At 41.4% G+C, this 15,842-nt stretch carries 13 protein-coding genes and 1 riboswitch; all 13 genes read left to right on the top strand.

Annotation, left to right across the window (positions count from 1 at the left end; all coding sequences use genetic code 11):
- Window positions 1-17 precede the first annotated feature (17 nt).
- Window positions 18-521, top strand: coding sequence for a hypothetical protein (locus M1F55_RS00465; RefSeq protein WP_125446719.1), 504 nt, complete (start codon window positions 18-20; stop codon window positions 519-521).
- A gap of 1,011 nt (window positions 522-1,532) precedes the next feature.
- The gene (locus tag M1F55_RS00470) at window positions 1,533-1,925 is read left to right on the top strand and encodes a hypothetical protein (RefSeq protein WP_061864690.1); all 393 of its coding nucleotides are present in this window, start codon (window positions 1,533-1,535) and stop codon (window positions 1,923-1,925) included.
- Window positions 1,926-2,607: 682 nt separating this feature from the next.
- A complete protein-coding gene (gene uvrA, locus M1F55_RS00475) occupies window positions 2,608-5,439 on the top strand; it encodes an excinuclease ABC subunit UvrA (protein ID WP_247947058.1) in 2,832 nt (943 codons plus the stop codon).
- Window positions 5,432-6,493, top strand: coding sequence for a M24 family metallopeptidase (locus M1F55_RS00480; protein ID WP_247947059.1), 1,062 nt, complete (start codon window positions 5,432-5,434; stop codon window positions 6,491-6,493). The genes uvrA and M1F55_RS00480 overlap by 8 nt, the downstream gene beginning before the upstream one ends.
- Before the next feature lie 57 nt (window positions 6,494-6,550).
- Window positions 6,551-6,701, top strand: a riboswitch (M-box (ykoK) riboswitch).
- Between the two features lie 194 nt (window positions 6,702-6,895).
- Complete coding sequence (mgtA, locus tag M1F55_RS00485) at window positions 6,896-9,556, top strand: magnesium-translocating P-type ATPase (RefSeq protein WP_247947060.1); 2,661 nt, start codon at window positions 6,896-6,898, stop codon at window positions 9,554-9,556.
- A gap of 135 nt (window positions 9,557-9,691) precedes the next feature.
- Window positions 9,692-10,090: a transcriptional regulator Spx gene (spx, locus tag M1F55_RS00490; RefSeq protein WP_000591165.1), complete on the top strand. Its 399-nt coding sequence runs from the start codon at window positions 9,692-9,694 to the stop codon at window positions 10,088-10,090.
- 72 nt (window positions 10,091-10,162) lie between these two features.
- A complete protein-coding gene (locus M1F55_RS00495; RefSeq protein WP_247947061.1) occupies window positions 10,163-10,732 on the top strand; it encodes an SP0191 family lipoprotein in 570 nt (189 codons plus the stop codon).
- Between the two features lie 86 nt (window positions 10,733-10,818).
- Entirely contained in the window at window positions 10,819-11,085 is a 267-nt protein-coding gene (locus tag M1F55_RS00500; RefSeq protein ID WP_000507059.1) for an IreB family regulatory phosphoprotein, read from the top strand.
- Between the two features lie 3 nt (window positions 11,086-11,088).
- Window positions 11,089-11,508 carry a Holliday junction resolvase RuvX gene (gene ruvX / locus M1F55_RS00505; RefSeq protein ID WP_247947062.1) on the top strand — a complete coding sequence of 140 codons (420 nt, stop codon included), beginning with the start codon at window positions 11,089-11,091 and terminating at the stop codon, window positions 11,506-11,508.
- A gap of 15 nt (window positions 11,509-11,523) precedes the next feature.
- Entirely contained in the window at window positions 11,524-11,829 is a 306-nt protein-coding gene (locus tag M1F55_RS00510) for a DUF1292 domain-containing protein (RefSeq protein ID WP_000017620.1), read from the top strand.
- Window positions 11,830-12,185: 356 nt separating this feature from the next.
- A complete protein-coding gene (locus M1F55_RS00515; protein WP_247947063.1) occupies window positions 12,186-13,436 on the top strand; it encodes a folylpolyglutamate synthase/dihydrofolate synthase family protein in 1,251 nt (416 codons plus the stop codon).
- Window positions 13,437-13,519: 83 nt separating this feature from the next.
- The gene (locus M1F55_RS00520; RefSeq protein WP_247947064.1) at window positions 13,520-13,990 is read left to right on the top strand and encodes an SP_0198 family lipoprotein; all 471 of its coding nucleotides are present in this window, start codon (window positions 13,520-13,522) and stop codon (window positions 13,988-13,990) included.
- A gap of 254 nt (window positions 13,991-14,244) precedes the next feature.
- Entirely contained in the window at window positions 14,245-15,777 is a 1,533-nt protein-coding gene (cls, locus tag M1F55_RS00525) for a cardiolipin synthase (RefSeq protein ID WP_120719112.1), read from the top strand.
- The last annotated feature ends 65 nt before the right edge of the window (window positions 15,778-15,842 follow it).

Raw genomic sequence — 15,842 nt, forward strand, 5'->3', positions numbered from 1 at the left:
CCATATAGGGGGAAATAATGAAGCGGTTAGCAATAGAAACAATCACTAAACCAATGAAGATGAGAGGAATATCTAAGGGTATAGCTGAGTTGGACGGTCAACGTTTAGAGATTGATTTGGATAATTTAATGATTGATTTTGGTGGAGAGTCATTTGAATTAGACAGAATAGCAGGAACTAAGGGAGGTAATCGATATTTCTTTCTTTGCCCTGATTGTGGGAGACGGTGCAGGTTGCTTTATAAACGGTATTTGTATTTTAGTTGCGGTACTTGTCTAGATATCCACAAGCATACCCTGAACCGTAGTAAAACGGATTGCCAATACTACTGGGAGCTTGCACTAAAAGAAGGCAGAAAGGTAGAACCAGGGTGGAGTCCTAGACGTGGTGGATATATGTTTGATGGTTTCCCTGAAAGACCAAGGTATATGAAACGTGACAGGTATCGTAAGCACTATAAGAAGTTTTTGAAGTATACTAAAAAAGGAGATAGATTTTGGCTGAATGGTTTGAGATTGTAGGACGATATGAAGTAGTGTGCAATTTACAAAACGAACAAATACTACATATTAGACGGTTTAAATGTTAAAAAAAAGCTAGATATATCAAGGGTTTAAGTAAGCAGAGCGTTCCAAAAAAAGGGTGCGATAAATGGAGCGCGTGTTTTGATAAAAAAATTATTCGTTTAGGAAAAGGAAACAGGAAATACTTAGGTTTTGATTAGGTAGTGGCAGTAAATATGCCTGACAAATGGCAGGGTTATGTGTGTTGAACTCCGAGCGAACGCCGAGAAAAGTGGATATATCCCCCTATCATTTATCAAACAATTAATAGCAATAATAACCCCTCTTAACTCCCTGAGAAATGACAAGCAGATAAGCGAAGTTTTTAGCCCTCTTATTTCGGATCTACTCCTTGCAGAACGACAAGCAGATAAGGACGACAATAAGCCTTCTTAATTGCTTACAAAACGATAGGGAGTTAAGATAAATTTAAAAGCTCCTTATTTTCGTTTTTCTCCTTGTCAAACGGTAAGGGAATAGGACAGGAAATAACATCGCTTATTTTGATTTTGCTCCCTGAAAAACTGTAAGGAGATAAGGAGACTTATTAGCTTCCTTAATTTGGATTTTCTCCTTACAAAATGACAAGGAAATAAGAACTAAAATAACTCCCCTTATTTTCCTACCAAATGACAGGGAGATAAGAGCGGTTTAAAAGTCTGTTATTTTGGATTTGTTGCTTACCAAATGATAAGCAGATAAGCAAAGAAATAACTTGCCTTAATTGCTTGCAGAATGACAAGGAAATAAGAGAGATAAAAACATCCCTTAATTGCTTATCAAACCATAAGGAGATACGGGGGCTATCTCCCTCCCCACGCGCCTCTATGAGCTTCACCCGTCATTGTACATTTTTTCTCACGGGAAAGCATTTGAAGCTAGAGCGAACATAGAGAAATAGCAAAAAAAGCCAAGGCGCTCCGCCTCAGCTATAATCTCAATAATATTATATCATGAAGGAGCAAACTAATGGAGCTGGATAAGTTTAAAACGATGATGAACGTAAGAGAGCGGATGACTTACTTTCTGAGATTCCAGAGGATGGCAGGGAGTGAAAACCAAGTTAGGATAGATGAAGAGGCTTGGGAACTTGTCTTACCTGATCAGTGGAATTTGAGCGGTGAGCATGAAAAAGCAATTCGTGAGGGGTTGGAGATATTCGCCCACGACATCAATAAGATAGAGAACAAGCGAGCCAGAAAATACTTTATTATCCATTATTGCTACATGAGGAAGAAAACAATGAGTGAATGCGTAGAGATGGCAGGTACTAGCTCCACTAGCTACCACCGATATAAACAGATAGCCGTCTTAAACTTTGCGAGAATCCACCAGAACGGAGAGCTAGAAGCATATAAGTAGGCGTTTGTGGTGTTTTGTTGAGAAATGTTGAGATTTAAGTGAGGGGGGATGACATAATTGAAGATTTTTTGATTGATCTGGAGAATATCCAATTAGAGGATGTGGAGATAGATTTAAACATGGATATAGACATCGATTTAAACATAGATTTTGAAATAGATGTTGACCTTGATGGTTTAGATTTAACCTTACTACAAGAGTTAGAAGCATAAATGTTGGCAAATGTAGGCGTAGGCTTCATATTCACCCCCTATTTCGCTTGGTTTCGTACTGGACAACTAAAACACCATGGATAAACTAGAAGCCCTCAGAAACGAATCTGGGGGCTTTTGTGAGGTCATAATCTTATAAACCACGCGCTTCATGGTATAATATACCTATCAGCAACCAGCAATAAAAAAAGCACGTTTGACCGTGCTAGTTTCTTGCCTGCTGAACTCGTTAAATCTTAGCCCTTTTGTGGGGCTTTTTTGCTCCCCTTTTTGCGTACTTTGGGGGAGCAAGTAGTAAAAAGTAATATTAGTGATTTTTGTTAAAAAAGCGCGTGATATAAGGGTTAGGAAGCCCTAAGGAAACCTAAAATAAGAAGTTTTTTATTATACTATAAATTCGGCCTTTTGGGTAATAGAATCTCACTTTTTTTGGTATAATGGTAAGCAATAATGGACTAGAAAGAACAAAGATGCAAGATAAAATTGTCATTCATGGGGCGCGTGCCCATAATTTAAAAAATATTGATGTGGAGATTCCACGAGACAAGCTGGTTGTCGTGACTGGTTTGTCAGGTTCAGGGAAATCCAGTCTGGCCTTTGATACCCTCTATGCGGAGGGACAACGTCGCTATGTGGAGAGTTTGTCAGCCTACGCTCGTCAGTTTTTGGGAAATATGGAAAAACCAGATGTAGATGCCATTGATGGTCTCAGCCCAGCTATTTCTATCGACCAGAAAACGACTAGTAAAAATCCTCGCTCGACGGTGGGGACCACGACTGAAATCAATGACTATCTGCGTCTCCTCTATGCGCGTGTGGGGACGCCTTACTGTATCAACGGGCATGGGGCTATCAAGGCTTCTTCTGTGGAGCAAATCGTGGATAAGGTTTTGGAGTTGCCAGAACGCCAACGTCTGCAAATCTTAGCCCCAGTTATCCGTAAGAAAAAAGGACAGCATAAGAGCGTTATTGAAAAGATTCAGAAAGATGGGTATGTTCGTGTCCGTGTGGATGGGGAAGTCTATGATGTAACCGAAGTGCCAGAGTTGTCTAAGAGTAAGCAACACAATATCGATGTCGTGGTTGACCGTATTGTTATCAAGGAGGGTATCCGTAGTCGTCTCTTTGATTCCATTGAGGCTGCCCTTCGTATTGCAGAAGGCTATGTCATTATCGACACCATGGACGATTCGGAGTTGCTGTTCTCTGAGCATTATGCTTGTCCAGTTTGTGGTTTTACTGTACCAGAGTTAGAGCCTCGTCTCTTCTCCTTCAATGCTCCTTTTGGTTCTTGTAGTGAGTGTGATGGTTTGGGTATCAAGCTGGAAGTGGATACTGATTTGGTAGTGCCAGATGCCAGCAAAACGCTACGTGAGGGAGCCTTGGCCCCTTGGAATCCTATCTCATCTAACTATTATCCAAATATGCTAGAGCAGGCCATGACGGCCTTTGGAGTGGATATGGATAAGCCTTTTGAGGACTTGTCAGAAGAAGACAAGAACTTGATTCTCTACGGTTCAGATGGCAAGGAATTCCATTTCCATTATGAGAATGAATTTGGTGGCGTGCGCGATATTGACATTCCGTTTGAGGGAGTTGTCAATAATATCAAGCGTCGCTACCATGAGACAAACAGCGATTACACTCGCACCCAGATGCGCCTCTACATGAATGAGCTGACCTGCGGAACCTGTCACGGCTATCGTCTCAATGATCAGGCCTTGTCTGTCCGTGTGGGTGGCGAGCAAGGACCACATATCGGAGAAATCTCAGACCTGTCTATCGCAGATCACTTGGAATTAGTCAGTCAGTTGACTCTTTCTGAAAATGAAGCCATCATTGCTCGGCCCATTCTCAAGGAAATCAAGGACCGTTTGACCTTCCTTAATAACGTGGGTCTTAACTATTTGACTCTGTCTCGTTCGGCAGGAACCCTTTCAGGTGGGGAAAGTCAGCGTATTCGCTTGGCAACTCAGATTGGTTCTAACCTCTCAGGTGTCCTCTATATATTGGATGAGCCGTCAATCGGTCTTCACCAGAGGGATAATGACCGTCTGATTGCCAGTCTCAAAAAGATGCGTGACTTGGGCAATACTCTTATCGTAGTGGAACATGATGAAGATACCATGCGCGAGGCGGATTATCTGATTGACGTTGGTCCCGGTGCCGGTGTTTTTGGTGGGGAGATTGTCGCTGCAGGTACGCCCAAACAGGTAGCTCGTAACAGTAAGTCTATCACAGGCCAGTACTTGTCAGGCAAACGTGCCATTCCAGTGCCAGACGAGCGCCGTGCCGGAAATGGTCGTTTTATCGAGGTGACGGGAGCGCGTGAGAACAACCTGCAAAATGTCACAGCTCGCTTCCCACTAGGAAAATTCATCGCAGTGACAGGGGTGTCGGGCTCAGGGAAATCGACCCTAATCAATAGCATTCTCAAAAAAGCTATTGCCCAGAAGCTCAATCGTAATTCAGACAAACCTGGTAAATTCAAAACCATTACAGGGATTGAGCATGTAGACCGCTTGATTGATATTGATCAGAGCCCTATCGGACGAACGCCAAGGTCTAACCCAGCTACCTATACAGGTGTCTTTGACGATATACGTGACCTTTTTGCTCAGACAAATGAAGCCAAGATTCGAGGCTACAAGAAGGGGCGTTTCAGTTTCAACGTCAAGGGTGGTCGTTGTGAAGCCTGCTCAGGTGATGGGATTATCAAGATTGAGATGCACTTCTTGCCAGATGTTTATGTAGCTTGTGAAGTTTGCCACGGGACCCGTTACAACAGTGAAACCCTAGAAGTACATTACAAGGAAAAAAATATCTCGCAGGTCTTGGATATGACTGTCAACGATGCGGTGGAGTTCTTCCAACACATTCCGAAAATTCATCGTAAACTTCAGACTATCAAGGATGTGGGACTGGGCTATGTGACGCTAGGTCAACCAGCTACCACCCTTTCTGGGGGAGAAGCCCAGCGTATGAAGCTGGCTAGCGAACTCCACAAACGCTCGACAGGCAAGTCATTCTATATTCTGGATGAACCGACGACAGGGCTTCATACTGAGGATATCGCTCGCTTGCTCAAGGTTTTAGCTCGCTTTGTTGACGATGGCAATACAGTCCTTGTCATTGAGCACAATCTAGACGTTATCAAGACAGCAGACCATATTATTGACTTGGGACCAGAGGGCGGTGTCGGCGGTGGAACTATCATCGCAACAGGAACTCCAGAAGAAGTAGCGGCCAATGAAGCCAGCTACACAGGACATTATTTGAAAGGAAAGTTACATCATGAATAAACGCGTACAAGCATTTCTAGCTAAAATGCAAGAAAAAGAACTAGATGGCATCATCATCAATAACCTTAAAAACATCTATTATTTGACTGGTTTTTGGGGCTCAAACGGAACAGTCTTTATCAGCCGTGACCGTCAGATCTTGGTGACAGACTCCCGCTATATCATTGCAGCCAAGCAAGAAACCAGTGATTTTGAGATTGTGGCTGACCGTGATGAATTGGCTGTCATTGCCGACATTGTCAAGGACATGGGCTTGTCTCGTATCGGCTTTGAGGACGAGATTTCAGTCTCTTATTATCACCGTATGCAGGCAGCTTTTGCAGGTTTGGACTTGCTTCCACAAACTCAGTTTGTTGAAGGTCTTCGAATGATTAAGGATGAAGCGGAGATTGCAGCTATTCGCAAGGCTTGTTCTATCTCAGACCAAGCTTTCCGTGATGCGCTTGACTTCATCAAACCAGGAAAAACTGAAATTGAGATTGCCAACTTCCTTGACTTCCGTATGCGTGAGTTGGGAGCATCTGGCTTGTCTTTTGACACCATTCTAGCTAGCGGTATCAATTCTTCCAAACCTCATGCTCATCCTATGCACAAACCAGTGGAGCTGGGAGAAGCCATTACTATGGACTTCGGTTGCCTTTATGACCACTATGTCAGTGATATGACACGGACTATCTATCTGGGGCATGTCAGCGACGAGCAGGCGGAGATTTACAATACGGTTTTGAAAGCCAACCAAGCCTTGATTGACCAGGCTAAGGCAGGATTAGGTTTCCGAGACTTTGACAAAATCCCTCGTGATATTATTATTGAGGCAGGTTATGGCGACTACTTTACTCACGGTATCGGACACGGTATTGGGCTGGATATTCATGAGGAACCATACTTTAGCCAGACTTCTACAGAAACTATTAAGGCGGGTATGGCCTTGACCGATGAACCAGGTATCTATATAGAAGGCAAATACGGTGTTCGTATCGAGGATGATATCTTGATTACAGAGACCGGTTGTGAATTGTTGACCCTAGCTCCAAAAGAGTTGATAGTTATCTAAGAGTTAAACAACTCAAATGATTGACTTTTAAATTTTAAAGGTTTATACTGAAAGACGAAAACGGTAGGTGAGGCTACCATAGGGATACGGATGACTACCGCAAAGCAGTGGAGACACTACTCGTTGGTCAACAGTCCTGGTCGCGAAGGCCAAGACTAAGCTCATTACATTGCCCTATGGAGTTAAAACTTGAACGAAAAACAGATAATTAGTTTTTTAATCCTGCCATTTTATGGTGGGATTTTCTACTGTTTAAATCAAAGAAAGGAGATAGACGATGCAAATTGACGATCATCCGGAACCGCACATACACAGCCAATCGCTGATTTGTGTCGTTCTGCCCTTATAAAGTGATTGGTCTCTGTGTATGAAACACATCATTCATACAGATAGGAGAAACCAATGAAAACTACAAAAGAAAGATTAGCAACAGCTATTCATACATCTTTAAACGAAACTCTATCTTTTTATAAGACAAGTCTAACAGGCTTGACTGAGGAGCAGGTGGAGAAAAATCGTGACCTATATGGCGAAAATACCATCACAAAGGGTCAAGAAGAAAGTATCCTCAAAAAGATTTACGAATCCATTATCAATCCTTTTACGATCATCTTACTGGTCATCGCCGTGATTTCCTTGGTGACCAATGTCTGGTTGGCAAAACCAGGTCAAGAGGATCCGACGACTTCTATTATCATCGTTGTCCTAGTCCTCATTTCTGGTGGCATACGCTTTGTCCAAGAACTCCGTAGTGATAAGGCTGCGACCAATCTATCAAAAATGATTGTCAACACAGCGACTGTCATTCGTCAAGGAGAAATTCAAGAAGTACCTATCGATGATCTGGTAGTGGGTGACGTGGTTAAATTAAGCGCTGGAGACATGATTCCAGCAGATCTTCTTTTATTTGAGTCGCGCGATTTCTTTGTACAACAGTCGGGCCTGACAGGTGAAAGTGAATCGGTTGAAAAATTGGCCTTGACCAAGGCAACAGTTCAACAATCTGATAGTCTGCTAGAAGCAGAAGCGCTCGCCTTTATGGGAACCAATGTCTTATCTGGTAGTGCCAAGGCCGTGGTTTTAGCAGTTGGTGATGATACCATGATGGGAGCCATTGAGCAGACTTTGAACACCTATGACGATCCTACTTCGTTTGAGCGGGAGATGAATAGTATTTCGTGGCTCTTGATTCGTTTGATGCTGGTCATGGTGCCCATCGTTTTCTTGTCCAATGGTTTAACAGATGGTGACTGGCTGGAAGCTGGCGTATTTGCTTTGAGTGTTGGTGTCGGATTAACACCTGAGATGCTTCCTATGATTATCACGGCCAGTCTAGCAAAAGGCTCCATCATTATGGCCAAGGAAAAAGTGGTTATCAAGAAACTCAATGCCATACAGGACTTAGGGGCGATTGATATTTTGTGTACAGATAAGACAGGAACTCTAACCCAAGACGAAATTGTCCTTGAATATCCCTTGGACATCCACGGACGCTTGGATTTGACCGTTTTGAGACGAGCTTATCTCAATTCTTATTTTCAAACGGGCTTGAAAAATTTGATGGACAGAGCTATCATCAAACGGACTGAAAAGGAAGCCAAAGAACACACCCTCTTACAAAATCTGGATCAAACTTTTCAAAAAATAGATGAGCTCCCCTTTGATTTTGAACGTAGACGGATGAGTGTTATCGTTAAGGATGAACACGAAGTGGTTAGTTTGGTAACCAAGGGTGCTCTAGAGGAAATGTTGACGATTTCCAGTTATGCGGAATACCAAGGAGTGATTACTCCCTTGACAGATGTTATTAGAGAAGAAATATTAGCGGAAGTCCGACAACTCAATCAACAAGGTTTGCGTGTCTTGGGAGTGGCCTATAAGTCAGGTTTGAGGGAAGATCATGCTTATACAGTTGATGATGAAGGGGATATGATTCTAACTGGTTATTTAGCTTTCCTAGATCCTCCTAAACCATCTGCAGCACCAGCAATTAAGGCACTGTTAGAACATGGGGTTCAAACAAAGATTCTGACGGGAGACAATGAAAAAGTTACCCAAGCAGTTTGTGAAAAGGTTGGATTAGATATTAATCAGATGCTGTTAGGGTCTGAAATTGACCAGATGAGTGATCAAGAATTGGCTCAAGCCGTAGAGGAGGTAACAGTCTTTGCCAAACTTTCTCCTGACCAAAAAGCAAGGATTATTTTGCAATTTAAGGCTAACGGTCATGCTGTCGGCTATATGGGAGATGGGATCAATGATGCTCCTTCTATGAAAGTTGCAGATGTGGGGATTTCTGTTGATACAGCAGTAGATATTGCCAAAGAAACAGCTGATGTTATCCTACTTGATAAGGATCTAATGGTGCTTGAAAAAGGACTTGTTGAAGGTCGTAAGGTCTATGCCAATATGACCAAATATATCAAAATGACAGTGAGTTCTAATTTTGGAAATATCTTATCCCTATTGGTCTCTGGGATCTTTTTACCATTTTTACCGATGGCACCAGTCCATTTGATTATCCTAAATCTAGTCTATGATTTGTCTTGTATTGCCTTGCCTTTTGACAAGGTGGATAAAGATTTTTTGAGAAATCCGCATACCTGGGAAGCTAAGTCCATCACACGTTTCATGATTTGGATGGGGCCTATCTCTTCTGCCTTTGATATTTTGACCTTTATTTTGCTCTATTTTATCATTGTACCCATGACGACAGGTCATGCCTATGTTCATGGAGCAGAGTCGGCCGTAGGCTTTATTGTCTTGTTCCAGACAGGTTGGTTTATCGAGTCCATGTGGTCACAAACTATGGTTATCCATATGTTGCGTTCAGCCAAAATTCCTTTTTTACAAAGTCGTCCAGCTTGGCTAGTCCTTGTGACAACCTTATTGGCTGCAGCCTTTGTGACCTTCCTTCCCTACAGTCCACTAGCTAGCCTTCTTCATCTAACTCCTTTGAAGCCGATCTATTTCATCTTTTTGCTTTTCATCATTATTTTGTATATGATTAGCGTGACAATTGTGAAAAAAATTTATATCAAGAAATATCAAGAATGGCTTTAAATTTCATTTTGTCAAGAAAAAAGTACGAAAATGACGAAAAAAGTCAAAAAAATTTAAAAATAGGTCGCAAGTCGGATGTTTTTTATGGTATAATAGACTAAACTGATAGTAACATGTAGCGAAAGGGGTAGGTACATGATTAAAATTTATACAGTCTCAAGTTGTACTAGCTGTAAAAAAGCAAAAACCTGGCTCAATGCCCACCAGTTAAGTTATAAAGAACAAAACCTTGGTAAAGAAGGAATTACGAGAGAAGAATTACTGGATATTCTGACCAAAACAGATAACGGAATAGCCAGCATCGTTTCATCTAAAAATCGCTATGCTAAAGCCCTTGGAGTGGATATTGAAGATTTGAGTGTCAACGAAGTCCTCAATCTGATTATGGAAACACCGAGAATTTTAAAGAGCCCAATTCTTGTAGATGAAAAACGTCTGCAAGTTGGCTACAAGGAAGACGATATTCGTGCCTTCCTACCACGCTCTGTCCGTAATGTAGAAAATGCAGAAGCACGTTTGCGTGCAGCTCTATAAACATCAAGGCTGGGAGCAACTCCCAGTCTTATTCTATTTTAATTTCAAAAAGAAAGAAGAAGGAAGAAAGAAATGAAAAAAATAGTTCTTGTTAGTCTAGCTTTCCTTTTTGTCCTGGTTGGTTGTGGACAGAAAAAAGAAACTGGAACAGCTACCAAAACAGAAAAGGATACGCTTCAGTCAGCATTGCCAGTTATTGAGAATGCAGAGAAGAATACAGTTGTGACCAAGACTTTGGTTTTGCCAAAGTCAGATGATGGTAGCCAGCAAACCCAAACCATTACATATAAGGACAAGACTTTTTTGAGTCTAACCATCCAACAAAAGCGTCCAGTCTCTGATGAGTTGAAGACCTATATTGACCAACATGGAGTGGAAGAAACTCAAAAAGCTCTTCTCGAGGCGGAAGAGAAAGATGAATCGATCATAGAATCTCGTAAATTAGCAGGATTTAAGCTTGAAACCAAGCTGTTAAGTGCAACAGAACTTCAAACAACGACTAGTTTTGATTTTCAAGTTCTGGATGTCAAGAAGGCTTCTCAGTTAGAATATTTGAAGAACATTGGTTTAGAAAATCTCTTGAAGAATGAACCAAGCAAATATATTTCAGACAGATTGGCAAATGGCGCGACAGAACAATAGAAAATCCAAATAAATAGACTGCCTGAATTGTAGAACGTAAGGAATTATGCTATAATGGTAATATTCTAAGGAAAGAGGGTGTTAGAATGGGATTTACTGAAGAAACAGTACGTTTTAAATTGGACGATTCCAATAAAAAAGAAATTAGCGAAACTTTGACTGATGTTTATGCTTCGTTGAACGATAAGGGCTACAACCCAATTAACCAAATCGTAGGTTACGTATTGAGTGGAGACCCTGCCTACGTTCCTCGTTATAATAATGCACGAAATCAAATCCGTAAGTATGAGCGTGATGAAATCGTTGAGGAATTGGTCCGCTACTACCTTAAAGGACAAGGAGTCGATCTATAACCTATGAGAATTATGGGATTGGACGTTGGTTCAAAAACGGTAGGGGTGGCTATTAGCGATCCGCTCGGTTTTACAGCTCAAGGACTTGAAATCATCCAAATCAATGAGGAGCAAGGTCAATTTGGTTTTGACCGCGTTAAGGAGTTAGTTGATACTTACAAGGTGGAACGATTTGTAGTGGGCTTGCCTAAAAACATGAACAATACAAGCGGACCGCGCGTGGAAGCTAGTCAAGCTTACGGAGCAAAGCTGGAAGAGATTTTTGGTTTACCAGTAGACTATCAGGATGAACGCTTGACAACAGTTGCCGCAGAGCGCATGTTGATTGAACAAGCAGATATCAGCCGTAACAAGCGCAAGAAAGTCATTGATAAGTTAGCAGCTCAGCTGATTTTACAAAATTATTTAGATAGAAAATTTTAATACAAAGGAGAGACTATGTCACACGATCATAACCACGACCACGAAGAACGTGAACTAATCACACTAGTAGATGAACAAGGGAACGAAACCTTGTTTGAAATCCTTTTGACCATTGATGGAAAAGAAGAATTTGGTAAAAACTATGTTCTTCTAGTACCAGTTAACGCAGAAGAAGACGAAGACGGACAAGTTGAAATCCAAGCTTACTCATTCATCGAAAACGAAGATGGAACAGAAGGCGAATTGCAACCAATCCCTGAAGACTCAGAAGACGAATGGAATATGATTGAAGAAGTCTTCAACAGCTTTATGGAGGAGTAAAAACGTCCGGGGGACGTTTTTAGCCTGACGCTAAAAATAAAAACCGTCAGTAAGTCCGGGGGACGTTTTTAGCCCTGTGCTAGAAATTAGAAACGCAGGCATGTCCAGTGGACGTTTTTAGCCCAGTTCCTTAAAATAAGAGAGAACTGGTATGTTCAGTGAACATTTTTACCCCAACTCCTAGAAATTGGAAGAGTTGGAACATCCAGTGGATATTTTTACTCCACGTTAGCATTTATAGTAGCTAGTTATTAGCTAACCAGGTAAGAGGTTGGGACGAAAATCCTGGCCTCGTTTTTTGTTAGTCATCATGCTTTGATGCGGTAATTGATTGGACTTTTGTCAAGGAGATGTATATGTTTGAAGTAGAAGAATGGCTCCATAGTCGGATTGGTTTGAATTTTCGATCAGGCTTGGATCGAATGCAGCAAGCGGTGGATTTGTTAGGAAATCCCGATAAGTCTTACCCTATTATCCACGTCACTGGGACTAATGGGAAAGGATCTACCATTGCTTTTATGAGGGAGTTATTTATGGGGCATGGAAAGAAAGTTGCGACCTTTACCTCTCCTCATATCATCTCTATCAATGACCGAATCTGCATTAATGGGCAACCAATAGCTGATGCAGACTTTATCCGTTTGGCTGAGCAGGTCAAGGAGATGGAAAAAACGCTTCTGCAAACCCATGACCAGTTGTCCTTTTTTGAATTGCTGACCTTGATTGCTTTTCTTTATTTTAGGGAGCAAGAGGTGGATTTGGTTTTATTAGAAGTGGGAATTGGTGGCTTACTTGACACGACCAATGTGGTAACTGGAGAGATTGCTGTTATCACCTCCATCGGGCTCGACCATCAGGAGACCTTGGGTGATAGTCTAGAAGCAATTGCAGAACAGAAATCTGGTATTTTCAAGGCTGGTAAGAAGGCAGTGATTGCTAAGCTGGCCCCAGAAGCTAGGCTTGTCTGTCAGAAAAAAGCCGAATCTTTAACTGTTGACCTTTATCGGGCAGACCAGGATTTTTCGATGCTGAATGGCGATTTTTCAAGTTCTTTGGGTACTCTTTCACAGCTGAAAATAGGCTTAGAAGGAGCTTATCAGCAGGAGAATGCGGCCTTGGCGTTGCAAACGTTTCTTCTCTTTATGAGAGAAGGAAGGGAAACTGTTGATGAACAGGTTGTAAGACATGCTTTGGATAAGACCCATTGGGCTGGTCGTTTGGAGCGTATTCGCCCGCAGATTTACTTGGACGGTGCTCATAACCTCCCTGCCTTGACTCGCTTGGCTGAATTTATCAAAGAAAAAGAGCAGGAAGGTTATCGTCCTCAAATCCTTTTTGGAGCCTTGAAACGTAAGGATTATCAAGGAATGTTGGCTTATCTGACTGAAAATTTACCTCAAGTGGAACTCAAGGTGACTGGCTTTGACTATCAAGGTTCTTTAGATGAGACAGATGTAACAGGTTATGATATAGTTCCTTCCTACCGAGAATTTATCAGTAGTTTTGAAGAAAGAGTCGACGCGCAGGATTTGCTGTTCGTTACAGGGTCTCTCTACTTTATCTCAGAAGTACGAGGCTACCTGCTGAACCGTGAGCAGATAAATTGACCACCTTTTTTGAACTTGTTATACTAGGTAAACTACCAGTTAAAAGAAAATTCTCTAAATTGGTAGCAGAAAGGAAATTCATCATGAAATTAAAAAGATTCACACTTTCTCTTGCTTCTCTAGCAAGTCTTAGTCTCTTAGTAGCTTGTTCACAAAGAGCTCAACAGGTTCAACAACCAGTAGCTCAGCAACAGGTCCAACAGCCTGCTCAGCAACCTGCTCAACAGAATACCAATACTGCAAATGCAGGAAGTAATCAAAATCAAGCAGCTCCAGTACAGAACCAACCTGTTGCTCAACCGACTGACATTGATGGGACTTATACAGGCCAAGATGACGGAGATCGTATTACTCTAGTGGTAACTGGAACAACAGGTACATGGACTAAGCTAGAATCTGACGGGGATCAGAAAGTCAAACAGGTCACATTTGATGCTGCAAATCAACGCATGATTATTGGGGATGATGCCAAGATTTATGCAATTAATGGAAATCAGATGATTATTGACGATATGGATAGAGAAGCGTCTGATCGCATTGTTTTATCAAAATAGACTAGAAAGAGACTGGTTTTGTCAGTCTCTTTTATGATTACTCAGAAAAATGATTATAAATACTTGCCTTCTACCGAATACCTGAGTTATACTAGTATCAATTACCTGTTTTTAGCATTCATACTCTTCGAAAATCTCTTCAAACCACGTCAGCTTCCATCTGCAACCTCAAAACAGTGTTTTGAGCAACCTGCGGCTAGCTTCCTAGTTTGCTCTTTGCTTTTCATTGAGTATCAAAATATCAAGGAGGGGATATGAAATATAGAAAATTTCAATTATTAATGTCCAAGTATGGCTTTAGTCTTTCGATTATGCTGCTTGAACTTTCTCTTGTTTTTGGTCTCTTTCTTTACTTAGGGCGTATGGCTTCTATTCTATGGGTTATTCTCTTAATCTTTATGAGTATGGCGACTATTGTCGCAATTGTCAATCGTTCAATGACACCTGATAGTAAAGTAATGTGGTTAGTGGTAACTTTTGTTCCTGTCATCGGACCCTTGCTCTATCTGATGTTTGGTGAAAGGCGATTGTCCAAAAAAGAAATCAAGCAGTTGGACAAACTTGGTTCTATGCATTTTCGGGAGGATAACAGTAAAGCTCTCCGCCAGAAATTGAAGGAAGATGATAAGGCGGCTTACGGAGTTATCAAATCTTTGCTAAGTATGGATAGCAATGCCGATGTCTATGATCGAACAGATTCACAATTCTTTTCTTCGGGTGAAAGCATGTGGCAACATATGTTGGAAGATCTCAAGAAAGCTGAGAAATTTATCTTTCTAGAGTACTATATTGTCGAAGAAGGTTTGATGTGGAATAGCATACTAGATATACTAGAGCAAAAGGCAGCTCAGGGTGTAGAGGTCAAGATGCTCTATGATGATATCGGCTGTATGGCGACTTTGCCTGGAGACTATACTATTCAACTTCGTAGTCGAGGAATTGAAGCCCATAAGTTTAATAAGGTGATTCCTCGTTTGACGGTGGCTTACAACAATCGGGACCATCGTAAAATCCTTGTCATAGATGGTCAGGTAGCCTATACAGGAGGCATTAACTTAGCCGATGAGTACATCAATCATATAGAACGCTTTGGCTATTGGAAGGACAGTGGGATTCGCTTAGATGGCCCTGGTGTCAAGGCTCTAACCCGTCTTTTTTTGATGACTTGGTACATCAATCGTTGGGAAATCAGCGATTTTGACCAGTATCACCTGGAAAATCAGCCTTGTTCTGGCCAAGGGCTCTGCATTCCTTACGGTAGTGGACCCAAGCCCATCTTCCGTACTCAAGTAGGGAAAAAAGTTTATCAAAGTTTGATTAATCAGGCTACTGATTCAGTCTATATCACAACACCCTATTTGATTATTGACTATGATTTAACTGAGAGTATTAAAAATGCAGCCATGAGGGGTGTTGATGTCCGCATCGTGACTCCTTTCATTCCGGATAAAAAATTAATCCAGCTCATAACAAGAGGAGCCTATCCGGATCTTTTGTCAGCAGGAGTCAGGATTTTTGAGTATAGTCCAGGCTTTATCCACAGTAAACAAATCCTAGTGGATAAGGACTTTGCTGCAGTTGGGACTATCAATTTAGATTATAGAAGTTTACTTCATCACTATGAAAATGCAGTTTTGCTATATAAAACAGCATCAATCACAGAGATTCAAAAAGATTTTCAGGAGATTTTTTCAGTTTCGCAAGAAATTTTCCAAGATACGATAAAAAATAGCTGGTATCAAAAATTGATTAAGGAAATTGCCCAGTTATTTGCCCCAATATTATAAGAAATCTAGGACTTAGGACACAAACCAGTCCTATTTTTCTTGCCTTTTACGAATAGAAAGATAGA

The organism is Streptococcus mitis, assembly GCF_023109235.1.
GTDB lineage: Bacteria > Bacillota > Bacilli > Lactobacillales > Streptococcaceae > Streptococcus > Streptococcus mitis_DA.